We start from the raw sequence: 20,560 nt of genomic DNA on the forward strand, positions 1-20,560 counted from the left end.
GGCGGCTTTCAGGCGACGGACTCCTCGGCCCCCGGTGCCTCTCCGAAGCGCGCAAGCGCCATCGCGCCCGCCACCGCCACCAGGAAGCCCAGGACCGCCAGCCAGGTCAGCCCCTCCCGGGTGCGGTCGCCCAGCCAGACGACGCCCACCGCCGCCGGTCCGAGCGTCTCGCCGATCACCAGGCCGGCCGTGGCCGTGGTCACCGCACCGCGGGTCAGGGCGGAGGTCAGCAGCATGAACGCGGCACCACTGGCGATGACCAGCGCGTACGTCGCCGGGTTGGTGAGCAACTGTGCGGGCCGGAGCGAGTCGATCAGGCGCACCGACACCTCCACCACCCCGAACCCGAACCCGGCTCCCAGCCCGAGGACCAGCGACCGGCCCTTCCCGGTCAGCCGCCCGCCCGCGAGCGCGAGCAGCAGCATGCCGACGGCCACCGCGAGCATCACGTACCGCAGGGTGTCCGACCCGTCCTGCCTGCCCTCCGGTCCGGAGGCCAGCGCCAGCATCGCCAGCCCGGCGCACACCACGGCCACCGCGCCCCACTCCGTGCCGTTCAGCCGTACCCGCAGCAGGCGCGCCGCCACCACGGCGGTCACCGCCAGGCTCGACGCCAGGGCGGCGCTGACGGCGTAGATCGGCAGGGACCGCAGTGCCACGATCTGGAACAGGAAACCGAGCCCGTCCAGCGACAGCCCGGCGAGGTACCGCCACTGTCTGAGCGCGCGCAGCAGCAGCGCGGCCTCACCGCCCTCGCCCGTACCGGCCGTCCGCGCGGCCACCGCCTGCAACACCGTCGCGGTACCGAAGCAGACCGCCGCGCCCAGGGCGCACACCATTCCAAACAACACAACGGGACTCTAGGCGAGTGGTAAAGCCGCAGGCCTCCTGAACGGCGGTTCTCACCGATCTCTAGGCTGATCCGAACGTCCTACGAACCAAAGTCCGATACGGGGGAGACACCACCATGGAGAACACGCGCCGCCGGCTGCGCTCCGGCACGGTCGTCTCGGCGGCATGGGCCTGCTGGCCGCCGCCCTGACCGCCTGCTCGTCCGAGCCGGACAAGCGCTGCGTGGACCGCGGCAGCTACGACTTCGCCCGGGGCTGCAGGGTCGTCTCCGACAAGAACTGCACGTCCACCAAGGCGTCGGTCGACGGCGGCTGGTATTACGGCGGCACGAAGAAGGGCTCCTGGGTGGACGGCGGCTCCTTCACCGGGCCCGCAAGAGCTCCGGCAGCAGCCACAGCGGGGTCCACCGCGGCGGCTTCGGCGGCGGCCGACCACAGCTCCGGCGGCTGAGGCCCGTATGGAGCGCCGCACCCTCACCCCCCCCCGGCCCCGGCCGGCAGCGGGCGGTCGAGGAACAAGGGCTGATCCACCCCCTCACCCGCCACCCCGACGGCTCCCTGCGCCCGTGCTGGGACGAGAGCGCCGCGTACGTCTTCACCCTGGACGAGGTCGAGGCGCTGGAGGGGACCGTCGCCGAACTGCCCATGTGCCTCGCCGCCGCCGAGCACCCGCCGCGCGGCCCGCCCTTCGGGCGGACGACGGGAATGTGACGACAGGGCCTAGCTAGGCCCCTTCGAGCACCGCCCGCACCTGCTCCAGCCCCCAGTCCAGATCCGCCTCGGAGACGACCAGTGGCGGCGAGAGCCGGATCGTCGCGCCGTGGCTCTCCTTCACCAGCACCCCGCGCTCCATCAGCCGCTCCGCGACCTGCCGCCCGCTGCCGACGTGCGGGGCGACGTCCACTCCGGCCCACAGCCCGCGCCCCCGCACCGCCGTCACCGCGCCGGTGGCCGGCAGCTGGGCCAGCGCCCGGTGCATCCGCGCGCCCAGCTCGGCCGCCCGCGTCTGGAACTCGCCGGTGCGCAGCATCGCGATCACCTCCAGCGCCACCGCGCACGCCAGCGGATTCCCGCCGAACGTCGACCCGTGCTCGCCCGGCCGGAACACCCCGAGCACCTCCGCGCTCGACACCACCGCCGACACCGGCAGGATCCCGCCGCCCAGCGCCTTGCCCAGCACGTACATGTCCGGCACGACCCCCTCGTGCTCGCACGCGAAGGTCCGCCCGGTCCGCCCGAGCCCCGACTGGATCTCGTCGGCGACGAACAGCACGTTCCGCTCCCGGGCCAGCTCCCGCACCGCCGCCAGATAACCGGCCGGCGGCACGATCACCCCGGACTCGCCCTGGATCGGCTCCAGCAGCACCGCGACGGTGTTCTCCGTCAGCGCCGCCCGCATCGCGGTCAGATCGCCGTACGGCACGATCTGGAAGCCCGGTGTGTACGGCCCGAAGTCCGCCCGGGCCTCCGGGTCGGTCGAGAAGCTGATCACGGTCGTCGTACGCCCGTGGAAGTTGCCGCCCGCGACCACGATCTTCGCCATCTCCGCGGGCACGCCCTTGACCTTGTACCCCCACTTCCGGGCCGTCTTGACCGCGCTCTCCACCGCCTCCGTGCCGGTGTTCACGGGCAGCACCATCTCCATCCCGCACAGCTGGGCCAGCTCGGTGCAGAACGCGGCGAACCGGTCGTGCAGAAAGGCGCGCGACGTCAGCGTGACCCGCCCCAGCTGCGCCGTCGCCGCCTCGATCAGCCGCCGGTTGCCGTGCCCGAAGTTCAGCGCGGAGTACCCGGCGAGCATGTCCAGGTACCGGCGGCCCGCCACGTCCGTCAGCCATGCCCCCTCGGCCGTGGCCACGACGACGGGCAGCGGATCGTACGTGGGCGCGCAGTGCGCGTCGGCGGCGGCGATGAGATCTTCGGCGGTGGTCATGATCGCTCCCGGTGCGGCGGTGCCCCCTTCGATGCCCTCACCCCATCCTCGCTCGCATGGTGGACGCGCGGCCTGTCGTGCGCGGCACGCCCGGTAGGCTGATCAACGGGCCGTGACTGGCGCGCTGGGATGGGACCGACCATCAGGGAGCGGCCCTGCGGGACAGCGGTCCCGCGGGAAAACAGTGCCGTGCGCCTGGGCCGAACGTGAACGCTGTACGCACACCGTCCGGAGGTCCCCGATGCCTGAGCAGCAGCCCCTTTCCACCGAGTCCACCGCCTTCCGCGCCGCCCTCGACGTGATCCGCGCCGTCGAGCCGCGCGTCGCCGACGCCATCGGCCAGGAGGTGCACGACCAGCGCGAGATGCTCAAGCTGATCGCCTCCGAGAACTACGCCTCCCCGGCCACGCTGCTGGCGATGGGCAACTGGTTCAGCGACAAGTACGCCGAGGGCACGATCGGCCGCCGCTTCTACGCCGGCTGCCGCAACGTCGACACGGTGGAGTCCCTCGCCGCCGAGCACGCCAAGGCGCTGTTCGGCGCCCGGCACGCCTATGTCCAGCCGCACTCCGGCATCGACGCCAACCTCGTCGCCTTCTGGGCCGTCCTCGCCGACCGCGTCGAGGTCCCCTTCCTGGAGAAGGCGGGCGTCCGCCAGGTCAACGACCTCACCGAGGCCGACTGGGCCGAGCTGCGCCAGGCCTTCGGCAACCAGCGCATGCTCGGCATGTCCCTGGACGCGGGCGGCCACCTCACCCACGGCTTCCGCCCGAACATCTCCGGCAAGATGTTCGACCAGCGCTCCTACGGCACCGACCCGGCGACCGGCCTGATCGACTACGAGGCGCTGCGCGCCCAGGCCCGCGAGTTCAAGCCGCTGATCATCGTCGCGGGCTACTCGGCGTACCCCCGGCTGGTGAACTTCCGGATCATGCGCGAGATCGCCGACGAGGTCGGCGCGACCCTGATGGTCGACATGGCGCACTTCGCCGGTCTGGTCGCCGGCAAGGTCCTGACCGGCGACTTCGACCCGGTCCCGCACGCCCAGATCGTCACCACGACCACCCACAAGTCGCTGCGCGGCCCGCGCGGCGGCATGGTCCTGTGCGACGACTCCCTCAAGGACCAGGTCGACCGCGGCTGCCCCATGGTCCTCGGCGGCCCGCTCCCGCACGTCATGGCCGCGAAGGCCGTCGCCCTGGCCGAGGCCCGGCAGCCCGCCTTCCAGGACTACGCCCGGCGCATCGTCGACAACTCCCGCGCGCTGGCCGAGGGCCTGACGCGCCGCGGCGCCACGCTCGTGACCGGCGGCACGGACAACCACCTCAACCTGATCGACGTGGCCACGTCGTACGGCCTCACCGGCCGCCAGGCCGAGTCGGCCCTCCTCGACTCCGGCATCGTCACCAACCGCAACGCCATCCCGGCCGACCCGAACGGCGCCTGGTACACCTCCGGCATCCGCATCGGCACCCCGGCGCTCACCACCCGCGGCCTGGGCACGGCGGAGATGGACGAGGTCGCGGGCCTGATCGACCGCGTCCTTGCGACGACGGAACCGGGCAGCACCAAGTCCGGCACCCCGAGCAAGGCCTCCCACGTCCTGGACGCGAAGGTGGCCGAGGAGATCGCCCAGCGGGCGACGGACCTGGTGGCGGGCTTCCCGCTGTACCCCGAGGTCGACCTGGGCTGACCCGCTGCCGCGCGCGGGGTCGGATCGGTGCCGTCGCCACTGTCCACACCTGAGAGAATGATGAACATGGCCTCTGCTGACCGACCCCGCGTGCTCTCCGGTATCCAGCCCACCGCCGGCTCGTTCCACCTCGGCAACTACCTCGGCGCCGTCCGCCAGTGGGTGGCGCTCCAGGAGTCGCACGACGCCTTCTACATGGTCGTCGACCTGCACGCGATCACGGTCCCGCAGGACCCGGCAGAGCTGCGTGCCAACACCCGGCTCGCCGCCGCCCAGCTGCTCGCCGCAGGCCTGGACCCGGACCGCTGCACCCTCTTCGTGCAGAGCCATGTCCCCGAGCACGCCCAGCTCGCCTGGGTCATGAACTGCCTCACCGGCTTCGGCGAGGCCAGCCGCATGACCCAGTTCAAGGACAAGTCCGCCAAGCAGGGCGCGGACCGGGCGAGCGTCGGCCTGTTCACCTACCCGGTCCTCCAGGTCGCCGACATCCTGCTGTACCAGGCCAACGAGGTGCCGGTCGGCGAGGACCAGCGCCAGCACATCGAGCTGACCCGGGACCTGGCCGAGCGTTTCAACGGCCGCTTCGGCGAGACCTTCGTGATCCCGTCGCCGTACATCCTCAAGGAGACGGCGAAGATCTACGATCTCCAGGAACCGACGATCAAGATGAGCAAGTCGGCGTCCACGCCGAAGGGCCTCATCAACCTCCTCGACGAGCCGAAGACGACCGCCAAGAAGGTCAAGAGCGCCGTCACCGACACCGACACCGTGATCCGCTACGACGTGGAGCACAAGCCGGGCGTGTCGAACCTGCTCACCATCTACTCCACGCTCACCGGCCGCACGATCGCCGAGCTGGAGCGGGAGTACGAGGGCAAGATGTACGGCGCCCTGAAGACCGACCTCGCCGAGGTGATGGTCGAGTTCGTGACGCCGTTCAAGGAGCGCACCCAGCAGTACCTGGACGACTCCGAGACGCTCGACTCGATCCTGGCCAAGGGCGCGGAGAAGGCGCGCGCCGTCGCCGCGGAGACGCTCGCGCAGGCGTACGACCGCGTGGGATTCCTGCCGGCGAAGCACTGAGCCGGCTGCCGCACCGGACAGAGCGCTGCACATCACTTCCCTCGCGCCTGCCCACAGGACACCCGTGGCCGTACAGTCGATAGCCACGGGCGGGGAAGAACGCGGTAAGAACACAGGGCGCGGACGACAGGAGACGACGTGAGGACCGTAACGATCGGCGTGTCGATCGCGGTCCCGGAGCCTCACGGCAGCCTGCTCCAGGAGCGGCGCGCGGGCTTCGGCGACGCCGCGGCTCACAGCATCCCGACGCATGTCACGCTGCTGCCGCCGACCGAGGTCGACGCGGCGGACCTGCCGGCCGTCGAGGCGCACCTCACCGAGGTCGCCGCGGCCGGCCGCCCCTTCCCGATGAGGCTGTCGGGCACGGACACCTTCCGCCCGCTCTCGCCCGTCGTCTACGTCCGGGTCGTCCAGGGCGCCGAGGAGTGCGCCCGGCTCCAGCAGCGGGTGCGGGACGCCTCCGGGCCGGTGCCGCGCGAGCTCCAGTTCCCGTACCACCCGCACGTCACCGTCGCGCACGGCATCTGCGAGGCCGCCATGGACCGCGCCTTCACGGAGCTGTCCGGCTTCGAGGCCGACTGGCCGTGCACCGGCTTCGCCCTCTACGAACAGGGCCTCGACGGCGTCTGGCGCAAGCTGCGGGAGTACACGTTCGGGGGCTCCGTGGTCCCGCCCCAGGCGAGCGGCGCCGAGGTGGAACGGTGCGCTAGACCGGGAGTCTCCTGAACAGCGCCCTCGGTGTGTGCCGCAGCGCGGCCATCACCACCCTGAGCACGCCCGGTACCCACACCGTCTCCGCGCGGCGGCGCAGGCCCAGCTCGATCGCCGTGGCGATGGCCGCCGGGGTGGTGGCGAACGGCGTCTCCGGCCGGTGGACGGACCCGGGGCGTACGACCATGACGTGCACGCCGGTGCCGTGCAGGGCGTCGCCGAGGCCCTGGGCGAAGGCGTCGAGGCCGGCCTTGCTGGAGCCGTAGATGAAGTCCGCGCGGCGGGCCCGCTCACCGGCGACGGAGGACAGCACGACCAGCGAGCCGTGGCCCTGCGCCTGGAGGGCGCCCGCGGCGACCAGGCCGGCCGAGACCGCCCCGGTGTAGTTGGTCTGGGCGACCCGCACGGCCCGTGCCGGTGCGCGCTCGTCCTCGGCCTGGTCGCCGAGGATGCCGAAGGCCAGCAGCACCAGGTCGATGTCGCCCTCGGCGAAGACCTTGCCGAGCGCGGTCTCGTGGGATCCGGGGTCGAGGGCGTCGAAGTCGGCCGTACGGACGTCGGCGCCGAGCCCGCGCAGGCTCTCGGCGGCCTCCTCCAGGGCGGGCGAGGGGCGCCCGGCCAGCCACACCGTGCGGGTGCGGCGGGCGATCAGCCGGCGCGCGGTGGCCAGCGCGATCTCCGACGTGCCGCCGAGGACGAGCAGGGACTGGGGGAGACCGAAAGCGTCCTTCACGTCAGCTCCTAGGAGTCAGAGGGCGAGGCGGCGGGAGAGGTCGGAGGTGAAGACGCCGCGCGGGTCCAGCCGGGCGCGCAGGGCGCGGAAGTCGGCGGCGCGCGGATACATGGCGGTGAGCAGGTCGGGGCGGAGCCGGGAGTCCCGCGCGAGCCCGACCCGGCCGCCGGCCGCGGCCACCTCCTCGTCGAGTCCGTCGAGGAAGGCGGCGAGGCCGGGCAGCGCGACCGGCAGGTCCAGGGCCAGCCACCAGCCGGGCACGGCACAGGACAGCCAGCCGGGACCGCCCGCCCCGAGGCGCTGGAGGACGGCGCGGGCCGACGGACAGCGGCGGTCGGCGACCCGCCGCACGATGCGGTGCAGGGCATCCTCCTGGCCGTGGCCGACGGCGAACTGGTAGCGCACACGGCCGAGACGGCCGTAGCAGCGGCCGCCGAGCGAGACGGTGTCCAGCGGATGGCCGAAGGCGGACAGGTGCCGGAGCCGGCCGGGGTGCGCGCGGGGCGCCGTGAGATACCGGATCCCGGCGGGCACGAGGGAGGCCAACGGGCCGACGGGCGGCAGGAGTTGGAGGGCACGCGGGGCGAGCGGCCGCCGCCGTGCGCGCGCAGCCGCGATGTGCAGGGCGTCGCGCGGGGTGTGGCCGGCGCGGGTGAGGACCGCCCGTCCGGTGGCCGCCCCCCGGGCCGTCAGGTCGATGTGTGCGGCCGCGTAGCGGTGCGACCGGCCGGTGCCGGTGGCCGCCAGGCGGGCCAGCAGGTCGTCGAGGCCGGTGGCGCGCTCGGTGCCGACGGTCAGGTACGCCGTCTCCACCGGCAGCAGTCGGATCGTGGCCGTCAGGATCACCCCGGTCAGGCCGAGCCCGCCGGCCGTCGCCTCGAACAGTTCGCTGTCCGGGCGGACCGCGCGGACCTCGCCGTCGGCCGTGAGCAGTTCCAGGGCCACCACATGGCGGCTGAAGGAGCCGGCGCTGTCATGGTCGCCGCCGTGCAGGTCGGCGCCGATCGCGCCGCCGACGGTGACGTGCCGGGCGGCGGGGAACGCGGGCACCAACCAGCCGAGCGGGAGCAGGAGTTCGGCCAGCCGGCGCAGGCCGATGCCCGCGTCGCACAGCACGATGCCCTCGGCGGCGTCGACGACGTGGACGCGGTCCAGCCCGGTCATGTCGAGGACGGCACCGCCCGCGTTCCGTGCCGCGTCCCCGAGGGCCCGGTCCGGTCCGCCCCGGGCGACGGCGCCCCGCGCCCCGCACGCGCGGACGGCGACCGCGGCCTCCTCGTGAGTCCGCGGACGGATGACGGGAACCGTGTCTCCTGACATGTCGGGGACCGTATCGTCCTTGTATGGGAGGTTAGTTACGGAACATTCGCGCACTGCACACAACGGGTGATTAGTGGGATGTCATACGAGCGCGTGGGCGGGGGCAGGAACGGATCATGGACTGGCTGAAGAGACTCCCCGGCATCGGGCCGATCGTCACCCGCCTGATGACCACGCACGCGTGGCACTGCTACGAGCGGCTGGACCGGGTGAAGTGGTCGCGGCTGGCCGCCGCCATGACGTTCATCAGCTTCGTCGCGCTGTTCCCGCTGCTGACCGTGGCCGCCGCGATCACCGCCGCCACGCTCAGCCCGGCCCGGCAGAAGAACGTCGAGCAGAAGATCGCCGAGCAGTTCCCGGGCGTCGTCTCGGACCAGCTGAACATCACCACGCTCGTGCACAACGCCGGCACCGTCGGTCTCATCGCGGGCGCCGTGCTGCTGCTCACGGGCATCAACTGGGTCGGCCAGATGCGCGGCTGCCTGCGCACGGTGTGGGAGCTGCCGGACAAGGCGGAGAACCCGTTCCTCGCCAAGGCCAAGGACGCCGGCATCCTCGTCGGCCTCGGCGGCGCCCTGCTGCTCACCTTCGCCGCGTCCACGCTCGCCTCGGCCACCGTCGGCCTGGTCTCGCGCCATCTGGGCCTCGGCGAGTACGGCTGGGGCAGCGCGCTGCTGCGCGCGGCCGCCGTCGCCGTCGCCATCCTCGCCGACTTCCTCATCCTGCTCTACGTCCTGACCCTGCTGCCCGGCGTCGAGCCGCCGCGCCGCCGCCTGCTGGTGGCCGCCCTGCTCGGCGCGGTCGGCTTCGAGCTGCTGAAGTTCCTGCTCAGCGGCTATATCCAGGGGGTCGCGGCGAAGAGCATGTACGGCGCGTTCGGCGTCCCCGTGGCGTTGCTGCTGTGGATCAACTTCACCGCGAAACTCGTCCTGTTCTGCGCCGCCTGGACGGCGACGCAGAACGGGCAGCCCGAGCCGGCCGGAGACACTCCCGAGGTCACGGGCGGTTGCGGCGGCGCAGCAGGTCCGGCAGCGGCCAGCGGCGGTTGACCAGGTACGCCCCGCCCGCGAGCAGCACCAGCAGCCCGCCCGCGATCGCCGCGGCGGTGCCCATCCCGGAGCCGGAGCCGGCCGCGGCACCCGCGACGGGCTTCGCGCCGGACCCGTGCCCCGCACCGGCGCCGGACGCGCTCGGCCCCGGGCTCGGCACGGCGTTCTTCGGCGGCACCAGCTCGCCCACCGGCTTGACCTTCCCGGCCGCCTGGAAACCCCAGTCGAACAGCTTCGCCGTCTCCTTGTAGACCTCGTTGTGCTCGTGCTTCTCGGGGTTCATCACCGTGACGAGCAGCACCCGGCCGTTCCGCTCGGCGACTCCGGTGAAGGTGGCGCCGGCATGCGTGGTGTTGCCGTTCTTCACGCCCGCGATGCCCTGGTAGACGGGGACGTCGGCGTCACCGCTGAGCAGCCGGTTGGTGTTCCGGATCTCGCCCGCGCCGAATTTCGCCTGCACGGTCGAGCAGTAGTCCCGGAAGTCCTTCTTCTGGAGCCCGGAGCGGGCGAACAGCGTCAGGTCGTACGCCGACGAGACCTGCCCCGCCTCGTCGTAGCCGTCCGGGGTCACCACGTGCGTGTCGAGGGCCTGAAGCTCGTCGGCGTGGTTCTGCATGTCCCTGACCGTCTGCTCGACCCCGCCGTTCATCGCGGCCAGCACGTGCACGGCGTCGTTGCCCGAGCGCAGGAAGACCCCGAGCCACAGGTCGTGGACGCTGTAGCTGTTGCCCTCCTTTATCCCGACCACGCTGGAGCCGTCGCCCATGCCCGCGAGGTCCGAGGGCAGCACCTTGTGCGTGGTGCCCTTGGGGAAGCGGGGCAGCACGGTGTCCGCGAACAGCATCTTCAGCGTGCTCGCCGGCGGCAGCCGCCAGTGCGCGTTGTGCGCGGCCAGCACGTCGCCCGACTCGGCGTCGGTGACGATCCAGGAGCGGGCGGTGATGTCCTTCGGCAGCACCGGCACGCCGGGGGCGAGGTTCACCTGCGTACCGGGCTGCCCGAGCCGGGTGCCGCCGACGACCGACATCCGGGCCGGGGGCGTGGCCGTCGGACTCGTCGAGGGGGCGGGAGCGGCGGGGGCGGCGAGCGCGGCGGGAACGGTGGCGGAGAGGCACAGCAGTGTGGCGGAGGTGACGAGCAGTGATCGCTGGACGCGTTTCTTCGATGCGGACACGGTCGGAAACGTACCTGGCACGGACGGCGACGTCCCGTATCCGCCCCCACCCCCGGCGGGGAACCGGACACGGCCCGGCGATACTGGACCCATGACGCTCAGCCGCCGCCTCTCCTGGTTCCTGCTCGCCTTCGGGGTGTGGAGCTGGGTCATCTGGATCACTTTCGTCAAGAACCTCGTCAAGGACGGCAGCGGGCTGGCCTTCGACCATGGTCATCCGACCGCGTACTTCTGGGTACACCTGCTGCTGGCCGTCGTCTCCTTCGTATTGGGGACGGTCATCGGGGGCATCGGGTTGCGTGGTCTGCGCGCACTGCGCCGCACGTCATAACCCGGTTCGTCCGGTCCTATGATCACGTAACATCCAGGTCGAATTGACCGACTGTCGCGGTTGTCCGCTTGGCTGGAGACAGCCCTCCACGCCCCGACCAGGGACGACCGCGCAAGGGGGAAGGAAAAGACCAGGATGACGTCATCGAGTCTGCGCCGGCGCGTCGCCGGAACCGCCGCCACCGTTCTTCTGATCGGTGCCGGCGCCCTGGCGGCCGCACCGTCGGCGGCGGCCAAGGCCAACCTGCTGTCCATCGACAAGGTGTCCCTGCACACCCCCGGGCTGCAGGTGAAGGTCACCTACTCCTGCGACGTCGGCATGGACCACGAACTCGTGGCCAACGCCACGACGCTCAACCACAGCCCGCACGACCAGTCCATCGCCGCGGGCACCGTCAAGAAGGACCGGCTGGTCTGCGACTACGACCAGCATGTCGCCCTGGTGACCATGCGCCCGGCCGCGGGCTCGCACTTCGACAAGGGGGACAAGGTCGAGGTCACCGTCTTCTACTTCGACAACGACGGCTTCAGGTACGGCGACACGGAGACGGTCACCGTCCTGTAGAACAGCGTCGCGATGGTGCCCTCCCTGACTGGAATCGCTCCCATCCCTGTGTAGGACCTGTGAAACCCGGAAGAAACAACTCCTGGGTAAGTTCTTGCTCATCTGGTCAGAAAGCCCTTCCCCCGGATCAAACTCCTGTGATTAGGTGAGCCGCGTCACTTGGGGGAGTGGCCAAATCGTGCTGGCCAGGGGTAGGGCCTGTAGGGGTTCTGGGGAGGGCACCATCCATGCGATCTGTTCGCATGCGCATTCTCGTGACGCTGCTCGTGCTCGCGGTCGTGGGAATCGGCGGCTGGCAGCTGCTGCCGTCGCAGGAGAACAAGGACAAGACGATCACGGTCGGTACGACGGACGCCGTCACGGACCTGGACCCGGCCGGCGCCTATGACGCCGGTTCCTGGGCCTTGTTCAGCAACGTCTTCCAGTCGCTGCTGACCTTCGAGCCGGGCGGGGTCACCCCGGTCCCCGACGCGGCGAAGAGCTGCGCCTTCCAGGGCTCGGACCTGAAGACGTACCGGTGCACCCTGCGCTCCGGGATCACCTTCCCGAGCGGGCGCGCGATGACGGCCGAGGACGTGAAGTACTCCTTCGACCGGGTCAGGAAGATCAACTCCGATGTCGGCCCGGCGTCGCTGTTCTCCACGCTCGGCTCGGTGAGCGCCGATGGCGCCACCACCGTCACCTTCCACCTGACCTCCCCGGACGCCACCTGGCCGCTGAAGGTCGCCACCGGCGCCGGGTCGATCGTCGACAAGGACACGTACCCGGCGAAGGCCCTGCGCACCGGCGCCTCGGTCGACGGCACCGGCCCGTACACGCTGACGTCGTACACGAAGGACGAGAAGGCCGAACTCGCGCCGAACAAGCGCTACAGGGGCGACATCGGCGGCACCGGACGGCCGGTCGAGCTGCGCTACTACACCGACTCGGCGAAGCTCGACAGCGCCTGGAAGGGCGGGCAGGTCGACGTCGCCACCCGGACCCTGTCGCCGGGCGTGCTCGCCCAGCTGAACCCGAGCGACCCCAACAAGCGCGTCACCGAGACCGACAGCGCCGAGACCCGCAACCTGTACCTCAACACGCGCGCGAACTCCCCGCTGCACGATGTGCGGGTGCGCCGCGCGATGGCCTGGCTGGTCAACCGCGAGCAGTTGGCCGCGACGGTCTACCGGGGCACCGTGGACCCGCTGTACTCGCTGATCCCGACCGGTATCACCGGCCATGCCACGTCCTTCTTCGACGACTACCCGGCGCAGTCCGTCGCCAAGGCCCGCGCGCTGCTCACCCAGGCCGGCGTGAGCCTGCCGGTGCGCTTCACCTTCGGCTACGGCATCGGGCACGGCGCCGGCGCCGAGGAGGCCGCACAGCTCAAGCAGCAGCTGGAGGCGAGCGGCCTGTTCCAGGTGGCCGTCAAGGGCTACGAGTGGACCGACTTCCAGAAGCGCTGGGCCGCCGGGAAGATGGACGCGTGGGCGGTCGGCTGGGTGGCCGACTACCCCGACCCGGACACCTTCGGCGCCGCCCTCGTCGGCTCCGGCTCCACGATGAGCACCGGCTACAGCAACAAGGTGGTCGACCATCTCATCCAGGACAGCCAGCAGTTCGCCGACCGCAGCGAGACCGTGAACGACTTCAAGGCCATCCAGGCGGACGTCGCCCAGGACGTCCCGCTGCTCCCGCTGTGGCAGCGCAAGGACTACGTGGTCAGCACCGAGGACGTCGGCGGCGGCCAGTACCTGGACGACGGCACGGGCGTCTTCCGGCTGTGGCGCCTGAACTGGATCTGATCAACCGCCCTGCCGCGCACGCCCCTTGGGCTCCTCGGCGTCCTTGGGCCCCTTGGAGTCCTTGGGCCCCTTGGAGTCCTTGGGCTCCTTCGTCCGGGGGTCCGGCAGGGCGCGGGTCATGCCGGGCAGGAAGTCCGTGAACAGCTCGTGGACCTCCAGGACCAGGGGGCGCAGCACTCGGAAGCGGGCGAGCGCCACGCCGCGGGCGGTCAGCCGGGCGCCGCGCCGGGCCAGCCGGTAGCTGCGCCCGCGCCCCTCGGTCCGGTCGAAGATCCAGTACAGGACGAGCCCCATCTGGGCGAGCCACATCAACTCCGGGAGCACGTCCCGCAGTTCGGGCGACACCTTGGACCTGGACCCGGCCAGCACCTCCCGGTGGATGGCGATCGCCTGGGCACGGGCGGGCGCGCTCTCCGGCGAGAAGGGGCTGAGCGGGCTGTCGGGATCGGCGGCGTTCTTGAAGAACTGCACGGCGAAGTCGTGGTACGGCCGCGCGATGTCGAGCCACACGGTGAGCACGCCCGCGAGCCGCTCCTCAAGGCCCGTCTCCCGGTCCAGGACCTCCCGCACAGCGGCCTGCTGCTCGGCGGCGATCCGGTCGTAGAAGCCCTGGATCAGGTGCTCCTTGCCCGCGAAGTAGTAGTAGGCGTTGCCGACGGAGACCCCGGCCTCCTGCGCGATGGCCCGCATCGTGGTCTTGTCGTACCCGCGCTCCTGGAACAACCGCATCGCGGTCTCCAGGATCAGCGCACGGGTCTGCTCGGACTTGCTGCTGGGGGAGTCGGCCGGCTCCGGGCCGTCGTTCATCGCGGGCACGGTAGAAGAGCCTAGTCAGTGCGGGCGGGCCCTCCGTCAGCCCCTGCGTCCCAGTTCCCGGCGTTTGGTGTAGTCCGTGAAGCCGAGGATGTTGCCCCAGGGGTCGGCGATCTCGACGGTCCAGCCGGTGACCGTCCGGAACGCCTCGTCGAGCGGCGTGATCCCGGCCTCGGCCAGCCGCCGTGCCGCCGTCCGCGCGTCCGGTACCTCCAGCCAGATCCGCGGGGACGGCCACGGCGGCGTCCGGCGCATCAGTGCCTCCTCGACCCGCAGCAGGATCCCCGGCGTCTCCGCGCCGACCCGCAGCTGCGCGATCCCGGCCTCGTCGAAGCGGAACCCCACGCCGAATCCGGCCCGCTCGTAGAACGCGACGGCCTCGCCGAGGTCGCCGACGGGCAGCAGGACGTTGTCGAAGCCGAGCAGTTCGTACGACTCATCGTCTGACATGACGTCAGATTAGAACCGGCCGCCCGGGAAACCCGACCAAAACGCCCGAGGGCCCCGCTTCCGGAGTCGGAAGCGGGGCCCTCGGTGCGATGGGCCGTGAGGCTCAGTAGCGGCGCGTGATCAGGGCGCGCTTGACCTCCTGGATCGCCTTCGTGACCTCGATACCGCGCGGGCAGGCGTCCGTGCAGTTGAAGGTCGTGCGGCAACGCCACACGCCGTCACGGTCGTTCAGGATCTCCAGGCGCTGCTCGCCCGCCTCGTCACGGCTGTCGAAGATGAAGCGGTGGGCGTTCACGATCGCGGCCGGACCGAAGTACTGGCCGTCGTTCCAGAACACCGGGCAGGACGACGTGCACGCGGCGCACAGGATGCACTTGGTGGTGTCGTCGAAGCGCTCGCGGTCCTCGGCCGACTGCAGACGCTCGCGCGTCGGCTCGTTCGTGTCCTTGGTGACCAGGAACGGCATGACGTCCCGGTACGCCTGGAAGAACGGCTCCATGTCGACGACCAGGTCCTTCAGGACCGTCAGGCCCTTGATGGGCTCGACCGTGATCGGCTTCTCGGGGTTGATGTCCTTGATCAGCGTCTTGCAGGCGAGGCGGTTCTTGCCGTTGATCCGCATCGCGTCCGAGCCGCAGATGCCGTGCGCGCACGAGCGGCGGAAGGTGAGGGTGCCGTCGACGTCCCACTTGATCTTGTGGAGGCCGTCGAGGACACGCTCCTTCGGGTCGATCTCCAGCTGGAAGTCTTCCCAGGTCGCCTCCGCCGAGACCTCCGGGTTGAACCGGCGGATCCGGAAGGTGACCGTGATCAGGTGCGAGGAGGCCGCGGCCTCCGCCTCCACCTTGTCCAGAACGGGGGTAGCCATCAGTACTTACGCTCCATCGGCTGGTAGCGGGTCTGGACGACCGGCTTGTAGTCGAGACGGATGGACTCGGTGCCGTCGTCGCCCACCTCGCGGTACGCCATGGTGTGGCGCATGAAGTTGACGTCGTCGCGGTTCGGGTAGTCCTCGCGGTAGTGACCGCCGCGGGACTCCTTGCGGGCCAGGGCGGAGGTCGCCATGACCTCGGCGAGGTCGAGCAGGTTGCCCAGCTCGATGGCCTCCAGCAGGTCCGTGTTGAACCGCTTGCCCTTGTCCTGGATCGAGACGTTCTTGTAGCGCTCGCGCAGCTCGGCGATCTTCTCGACGGCCGTCTTGATCGTCTGCTCGGTGCGGAACACCATGACGTTGGCGTCCATGGTCTCCTGCAGCTCCTTGCGGAGCGTGGCCACCCGCTCGTTGCCGGTGGACTCGCGCAGCCGCTCGATCTGCGCGACGACGAACGCCTCCGGGTTCTCCGGCAGCTCGACGAAGTCGGCCTTCTGGGCGTACTCGGCGGCGGCGATGCCCGAACGGCGGCCGAACACGTTGATGTCCAGCAGCGAGTTGGTGCCGAGGCGGTTGGCGCCGTGCACGGAGACACAGGCGACCTCGCCGGCCGCGTACAGGCCCGGGACGACGGTGGTGTTGTCCGACAGGACCTCACCCTGGACGTTCGTCGGGATGCCGCCCATCGCGTAGTGCGCGGTCGGCTGGATCGGGATCGGGTCCGTGTACGGCTCGATGCCGAGGTAGGTCCGCGCGAACTCGGTGATGTCCGGGAGCTTGGCGTCGAGCTGCTCCGGCGGCAGGTGGGTCAGGTCCAGGTAGACGTGGTCGCCCTCGGGACCGCAGCCGCGGCCCTCGCGGATCTCCGTGTAGATGGAGCGGGAGACGACGTCACGGGACGCGAGGTCCTTCATGACCGGCGCGTACTTCTCCATGAAGCGCTCGCCGTCCTTGTTGCGCAGGATGCCGCCCTCACCACGGGCGCCCTCCGTCAGCAGGATGCCCATGCGCCAGATGCCGGTCGGGTGGAACTGGAAGAACTCCATGTCCTCCAGCGGCAGACCCCGGCGGTAGCACGCGGCCTGGCCGTCACCGGTCAGGGTGTGCGCGTTGGAGGTCACCTTGAAGAACTTGCCGGTGCCGCCGGAGGCGTAGATGACCGACTTCGCCTGGAAGATGTGGATCTCACCGGTCGCCAGCTCGTACGCCACCACACCGGCGGAGTGCTTGATGCCGTCGACCTCGGTGATCAGCTGGTCCAGGACGTAGAACTCGTTGAAGAACTCCACGCCCTCCTTGACGCAGTTCTGGTACAGCGTCTGGAGGATCATGTGGCCGGTGCGGTCGGCCGCGTAGCAGGCGCGGCGGACCGGGGCCTCGCCGTGGTTGCGGGAGTGACCGCCGAAGCGGCGCTGGTCGATCTCGCCCTTGGGCGTCCGGTTGAACGGCAGGCCCATCTTCTCCAGGTCGAGGACGGCGTCGATGGCCTCCTTCGCCAGGATCTCGGCGGCGTCCTGGTCGACCAGGTAGTCACCGCCCTTGATCGTGTCGAAGGTGTGCCACTCCCAGTTGTCCTCCTCCACGTTGGCGAGCGCGGCGGCCATGCCGCCCTGCGCGGCGCCCGTGTGGGAGCGGGTGGGGTAGAGCTTGGTCAGCACGGCGGTGCGGCTGCGCTTCGTCGACTCGATGGCCGCACGCATGCCCGCGCCGCCGGCGCCGACGATGACGGTGTCGTACTTGTGGATCTTCATGATTCTCGCAGCCCCGTGCCTAGCGGATGTTCGGGTCGAAGGTGAAGATCACCAGCGAGCCAAGCAGGATGGTGAACACCGTGGCGGTGTAGAGCAGGCCCTTGAGCCACAGCCGGGTGTTCGCGCGCTCCGCGTAGTCGTTGATGACCGTGCGCAGGCCGTTGGCGCCGTGCAGCATGGCGAGCCACAGCATCAGCAGGTCCCAGACCTGCCAGAACGGGGAGGCCCAGCGGCCGGCCACGAAGGCGAAGCCGATCTTGGAGACACCGCCGTCCAGCACGAGCTGGATCAGCAGGTGGCCGAGGACCAGGACGACCAGCACGACGCCGGACAGGCGCATGAACAGCCAGGCGGCCAGCTCGAAGTTGCCCCGGGTGGACTTGGGGGTCTTCTTCGTGCGCTTGCGCGGGGCCTCGATCAGCGGGGCCGGGTTGTCGACGTCGTAGAACGAGCCGTCCTCGACGGGGCCGACACCGGACGCGGTGGTTTCAGTCGTGGACATCGGCGTCAGCTCCCGAACAGGACACGAGCGGCGTGGCCGAGCACGGGGTAGATCGCGCCGACCATCAGGACGATCCAGACACCCATCACGGTCCAGAACATCTGCTTCTGGTAGCGCGGGCCCTTCGACCAGAAGTCGACGGCGATGACGCGCAGGCCGTTGAGTGCGTGGAAGAGGATGGCGGCGACGAGGCCGTATTCGAGGCACGCGACGATCGGCGTCTTGTACGTGGCTACGACCTTGTCGTAGTCCTCAGGGGAGACACGCACGAGAGCGGTGTCCAGCACGTGGACGAACAGGAAGAAGAAGATGAGGACGCCGGTGACTCGGTGAGCCACCCAGGACCACATTCCTTCCCGGCCGCGGTACAGCGTTCCAGCCGGCACGGAAGTCCCTCCGGGAGCGGGGATTGGGGCCGCGCCGGCTTCTCTGTCGGTCGGGCCCGGCCGGGTACGGTCCACCGGCCCCCAGCATCGTATCCATGCGGTGCGGCGGCGCTTACGGGGGGCCTACCGGTGTGATCAAACTGGCACGCGGTTGGGCTAGGCGGGGGCGGCTAATGGGGTGGGCTCAACTGCGATTGCCCGACTGCGGGTGCGTTTGGGCTGATCGCACCCCGCGGCGGAGCCGCTGATGGATGCGGCCGCGCGCCCCTCAGGGAGGTCGTCAGTCTCCCTTTCGCGAGGCGCCGGAGTTCTTCCGCGGCTACGACCCGCTCGTCCTCGGGATCGTTCGCCAATCGTGATCGGATGCCTTCGAGGACGCGGTCCAGCGATTCATCGGCTGGAGCGTCACCCAGATAGATGACGAACACATGGCCGAATCGAGCCTCGTACGCCGCGTGCGCCGCGCTCAGTGCCATGTGGGCCGCCGAATACGTGCCCTCGGGGAGCTCGGGCAGCGACTCGCCCGCCAGGGCCTCCGACAGATCGCCCGGGGACAGGTCGTACGCCGCTTCGTCCGCCGCGGCCAGGAGGGCGTCCAGGTCGGGGTAGGGGCGGTGGTCCGCGATGCGGCGGGACCAGCGCAGGCTGTGCAGGCAGCGCAGGAGGAGGGCGTGGGCCTCGTCGGTGGGGGCCGCGTTGAAGGCGTCGAGGGGCCTCGGGAGAGACGGCAGGCGGTGGGCGGGCAGCGTGGGTCCTCGCGTCACATGTGGTGTGGCAGGGGATGCTGTGAAAGGTGTGTCGTCAGGCTATCGAGAGTGGTCACTCTGCGTCTTCGCGATGCCTGAAATTCACTCGTATGGAAGCGTTTCGGAACGCGGAGATGACGGGTGAACACGGGAACGCCCGTACGTTGGCCCGGTGACCCAGCACAGGCGCCGTGACTCGGCGCAGCAGGTGATACGTAAGCGGGCCGTCGTGGCGGCCGCGTTCGTCGGGACCGTCGCGCTCGGCGTCGGGGTCGGTGTGTGGGCCTCGTCCGGCAGCGGGGGGACGGGAGGCGCGGCGCAGTCGGCGTCCGGCGGCGCGGCGGCCGCGAGTCCCACGCCGAGCCGGTCCTACCCGCTGTCCCGGGCGCCGGAGACGATACCCGCGGTGCGCGCCTTCACGGCGGCGCGCGGTCCGGGCTGGAGGCCGCAGAAGAGCGACCGGGTGGTGATCGGCGACGCCGCACTGGCCGGCACGGGGCGGCTCATCGCCGGGGAGCTGGGCATCGCCTACGCGGGACAGAAGGACAAGGACGACGTCCGGGCGGGGGACGTCCGGCTCGCGCTCGGCGGCGGGGGCGGGAACCAGGAGTCGTACACGATGAGCGTCCACGACGGGCGGGTGGACATCGGCGGACCCGGCGCGGCGGGGGTGTTCTACGGGACCCGCACGCTGAAGCAGGAGGTCCACGGCGGCGGTACGGCGCCGGAGGGGGTGGTGCGGGACGAACCCGCCAAGCAGGTGCGCGGATTCATGCTCGACATCGCGCGCAAGCCGTTCTCCGAGTCCTGGATCGAGGACCGGATACGCGAGCTGGGGGACCTGAAGTTCAACGAGCTGGGGCTGCACTTCTCGGACGGCCAGGCCTTCCGGATCGAGTCCGGCAGTCACCCCGAGATCGTCTCCCCGGACCATCTGACCAAGGCGCAGGTCCAGAAGATCGTGGCGCTGGCGGACAGCCGGCACATCACCGTCGTGCCCGAGATCGACTCGCCGGGGCATCTGGGCGCCGTCCTCGCGGCCCACCCCGACCTGCGCCTGCGCAACGCGGACGGGGTGCCGACGAAAGGCGCGATCGACATCTCCAAACCCGCGTCCGCGAAAATCGTGGACGATCTGCTGAACGAGTACGCGGGCCTGTTCACCGGCAACCGGTGGAACCTGGGCGGCGACGAGTACCAGGCGCTGACCGCGACGAACCCGCAGGTCTCGTACCCGCAGCTCGGGGCCGCCGCGCGCCGGGCCCACGGCTCCGGCGGCACCGTCGCCGACCTGACCACCGGCTGGCTGGGCGACCGCGCCGACACCGTCCGCGCCCACGACCGGACCGTCCGGGTCTGGAACGACGGTTTCTTCAAGGACACCTCCGTGCAGCCCGCGGGGGATCTCCAGGTCGCCTACTGGACCGGCAAGGAGCTGGGCGCCCGGCAGCCGGTGGAGTACCTGAGCGCGGGCCGGAAGGTCATCAACTACAACGACGAGTTCCTCTACTACGTCCTCGGCCAGCCGCAGACCTTCGTCTATCCGACCGGGCGGCGCATCTACGAGCAGTGGACCCCCAGGGTGCTGCGCGGCACGACCGCCGTACCGGCGCGCTACGACGGGCAGATCCTCGGCGGGTCGTTCGCCGTGTGGTGCGACTTCCCGAACGCGCAGACCGAGGCGCAGGTCGCGGCCGGGATCCGGCTGCCGCTGCGGGCGACGGTGCAGAAGCTGTGGGACCCGGGCAGGCCGGCCCTGTCCTGGGCGGCCTTCCAGCGACTTTCGGCCACGCTGGGGTGAACGGGCGGTGA

At 70.8% G+C, this 20,560-nt stretch carries 20 protein-coding genes, 2 pseudogenes and 1 riboswitch; of the genes and pseudogenes, 10 read left to right on the plus strand and 12 right to left on the minus strand.

What is annotated here, in order from left to right:
- Positions 1 to 8: 8 nt before the first annotated feature.
- On the minus strand, positions 9 to 839 hold the full coding sequence (locus tag ACZ4MF_RS27975; protein WP_467494733.1) for a DMT family transporter: 831 nt from the start codon (positions 837 to 839) through the stop codon (positions 9 to 11).
- Positions 840 to 967: 128 nt separating this feature from the next.
- Between ACZ4MF_RS27975 and ACZ4MF_RS27980 the strand changes: the two are divergent.
- Both ACZ4MF_RS27980 and ACZ4MF_RS27985 read left to right on the plus strand, forming a co-directional pair.
- Positions 968 to 1,280: pseudogene (locus ACZ4MF_RS27980) on the plus strand (hypothetical protein); the annotation flags it as partial.
- Positions 1,281 to 1,298: 18 nt separating this feature from the next.
- Positions 1,299 to 1,520, plus strand: a pseudogene (locus ACZ4MF_RS27985) (glutathionylspermidine synthase family protein); the annotation flags it as partial.
- A 55-nt stretch (positions 1,521 to 1,575) separates the two neighbouring features.
- Here the strand turns inward: ACZ4MF_RS27985 and rocD are convergent.
- On the minus strand, positions 1,576 to 2,784 hold the full coding sequence (gene rocD / locus ACZ4MF_RS27990) for an ornithine--oxo-acid transaminase (protein WP_467494646.1): 1,209 nt from the start codon (positions 2,782 to 2,784) through the stop codon (positions 1,576 to 1,578).
- 102 nt (positions 2,785 to 2,886) lie between these two features.
- A riboswitch (ZMP/ZTP riboswitch) is annotated at positions 2,887 to 2,992 on the plus strand.
- A 33-nt stretch (positions 2,993 to 3,025) separates the two neighbouring features.
- Here rocD and ACZ4MF_RS27995 point away from each other — a divergent pair.
- The 3 genes from ACZ4MF_RS27995 to ACZ4MF_RS28005 all read left to right on the plus strand — a co-directional run bounded on the left by ACZ4MF_RS27995 (position 3,026) and on the right by ACZ4MF_RS28005 (position 6,286).
- Entirely contained in the window at positions 3,026 to 4,477 is a 1,452-nt protein-coding gene (locus ACZ4MF_RS27995; protein ID WP_467494647.1) for a glycine hydroxymethyltransferase, read from the plus strand.
- 57 nt (positions 4,478 to 4,534) lie between these two features.
- Entirely contained in the window at positions 4,535 to 5,560 is a 1,026-nt protein-coding gene (trpS, locus tag ACZ4MF_RS28000) for a tryptophan--tRNA ligase (RefSeq protein WP_376291120.1), read from the plus strand.
- Positions 5,561 to 5,698: 138 nt separating this feature from the next.
- A complete protein-coding gene (locus ACZ4MF_RS28005) occupies positions 5,699 to 6,286 on the plus strand; it encodes a 2'-5' RNA ligase family protein (RefSeq protein ID WP_467494648.1) in 588 nt (195 codons plus the stop codon).
- Here ACZ4MF_RS28005 and ACZ4MF_RS28010 read toward each other — a convergent pair.
- Together ACZ4MF_RS28010 and ACZ4MF_RS28015 are read right to left on the minus strand one after the other, a co-directional pair.
- Positions 6,267 to 7,004 (minus strand): decaprenylphospho-beta-D-erythro-pentofuranosid-2-ulose 2-reductase, encoded by a 738-nt coding sequence (locus ACZ4MF_RS28010; protein ID WP_467494649.1) that lies wholly within the window; start codon positions 7,002 to 7,004, stop codon positions 6,267 to 6,269. The genes ACZ4MF_RS28005 and ACZ4MF_RS28010 overlap by 20 nt on opposite strands.
- Before the next feature lie 15 nt (positions 7,005 to 7,019).
- Positions 7,020 to 8,324, minus strand: a complete 1,305-nt coding sequence (locus tag ACZ4MF_RS28015; protein WP_467494650.1) for an FAD-binding oxidoreductase — start codon at positions 8,322 to 8,324, stop codon at positions 7,020 to 7,022.
- A 116-nt stretch (positions 8,325 to 8,440) separates the two neighbouring features.
- Here ACZ4MF_RS28015 and ACZ4MF_RS28020 point away from each other — a divergent pair, with 116 nt between their 5' ends.
- Positions 8,441 to 9,373, plus strand: a complete 933-nt coding sequence (locus ACZ4MF_RS28020; protein ID WP_467494651.1) for a YihY/virulence factor BrkB family protein — start codon at positions 8,441 to 8,443, stop codon at positions 9,371 to 9,373.
- Here the strand turns inward: ACZ4MF_RS28020 and ACZ4MF_RS28025 are convergent.
- The gene (locus ACZ4MF_RS28025) at positions 9,321 to 10,547 is read right to left on the minus strand and encodes a D-alanyl-D-alanine carboxypeptidase family protein (protein WP_467494652.1); all 1,227 of its coding nucleotides are present in this window, start codon (positions 10,545 to 10,547) and stop codon (positions 9,321 to 9,323) included. The two genes, ACZ4MF_RS28020 and ACZ4MF_RS28025, sit on opposite strands and share 53 nt — an antisense overlap.
- 91 nt (positions 10,548 to 10,638) lie before the next feature.
- Here ACZ4MF_RS28025 and ACZ4MF_RS28030 point away from each other — a divergent pair, with 91 nt between their 5' ends.
- The 3 genes from ACZ4MF_RS28030 to ACZ4MF_RS28040 all read left to right on the plus strand — a co-directional run bounded on the left by ACZ4MF_RS28030 (position 10,639) and on the right by ACZ4MF_RS28040 (position 13,229).
- Positions 10,639 to 10,878: an SCO4848 family membrane protein gene (locus ACZ4MF_RS28030; protein WP_467494653.1), complete on the plus strand. Its 240-nt coding sequence runs from the start codon at positions 10,639 to 10,641 to the stop codon at positions 10,876 to 10,878.
- A 135-nt stretch (positions 10,879 to 11,013) separates the two neighbouring features.
- Positions 11,014 to 11,442: a hypothetical protein gene (locus ACZ4MF_RS28035; RefSeq protein WP_467494654.1), complete on the plus strand. Its 429-nt coding sequence runs from the start codon at positions 11,014 to 11,016 to the stop codon at positions 11,440 to 11,442.
- 242 nt (positions 11,443 to 11,684) lie between these two features.
- Positions 11,685 to 13,229, plus strand: a complete 1,545-nt coding sequence (locus tag ACZ4MF_RS28040; protein WP_467494655.1) for an ABC transporter substrate-binding protein — start codon at positions 11,685 to 11,687, stop codon at positions 13,227 to 13,229.
- Here ACZ4MF_RS28040 and ACZ4MF_RS28045 read toward each other — a convergent pair whose 3' ends face one another.
- From ACZ4MF_RS28045 to ACZ4MF_RS28075, 7 genes are all read right to left on the minus strand, one after another.
- Entirely contained in the window at positions 13,230 to 14,045 is an 816-nt protein-coding gene (locus tag ACZ4MF_RS28045) for a TetR family transcriptional regulator (protein WP_467494656.1), read from the minus strand.
- 36 nt (positions 14,046 to 14,081) lie between these two features.
- A complete protein-coding gene (locus ACZ4MF_RS28050; RefSeq protein WP_467494657.1) occupies positions 14,082 to 14,492 on the minus strand; it encodes a VOC family protein in 411 nt (136 codons plus the stop codon).
- A 103-nt stretch (positions 14,493 to 14,595) separates the two neighbouring features.
- Entirely contained in the window at positions 14,596 to 15,360 is a 765-nt protein-coding gene (locus ACZ4MF_RS28055; RefSeq protein WP_356030199.1) for a succinate dehydrogenase iron-sulfur subunit, read from the minus strand.
- Positions 15,360 to 17,114: a succinate dehydrogenase flavoprotein subunit gene (sdhA, locus tag ACZ4MF_RS28060; protein WP_467494658.1), complete on the minus strand. Its 1,755-nt coding sequence runs from the start codon at positions 17,112 to 17,114 to the stop codon at positions 15,360 to 15,362. Before sdhA ends, ACZ4MF_RS28055 begins: the two co-directional genes overlap by 1 nt.
- A 19-nt stretch (positions 17,115 to 17,133) precedes the next feature.
- Positions 17,134 to 17,616, minus strand: coding sequence for a succinate dehydrogenase hydrophobic membrane anchor subunit (locus ACZ4MF_RS28065; RefSeq protein ID WP_467494659.1), 483 nt, complete (start codon positions 17,614 to 17,616; stop codon positions 17,134 to 17,136).
- A 5-nt stretch (positions 17,617 to 17,621) separates the two neighbouring features.
- Positions 17,622 to 18,002: a succinate dehydrogenase, cytochrome b556 subunit gene (sdhC, locus tag ACZ4MF_RS28070; protein WP_079173146.1), complete on the minus strand. Its 381-nt coding sequence runs from the start codon at positions 18,000 to 18,002 to the stop codon at positions 17,622 to 17,624.
- A 170-nt stretch (positions 18,003 to 18,172) separates the two neighbouring features.
- Entirely contained in the window at positions 18,173 to 18,766 is a 594-nt protein-coding gene (locus ACZ4MF_RS28075) for a 2-oxo-4-hydroxy-4-carboxy-5-ureidoimidazoline decarboxylase (RefSeq protein WP_467494660.1), read from the minus strand.
- 154 nt (positions 18,767 to 18,920) lie between these two features.
- Between ACZ4MF_RS28075 and ACZ4MF_RS28080 the strand changes: the two genes are divergently transcribed.
- The gene (locus ACZ4MF_RS28080) at positions 18,921 to 20,549 is read left to right on the plus strand and encodes a beta-N-acetylhexosaminidase (RefSeq protein ID WP_467494661.1); all 1,629 of its coding nucleotides are present in this window, start codon (positions 18,921 to 18,923) and stop codon (positions 20,547 to 20,549) included.
- Positions 20,550 to 20,560: the final 11 nt, after the last annotated feature.

This window comes from Streptomyces sp. NPDC025793 (assembly GCF_055558375.1).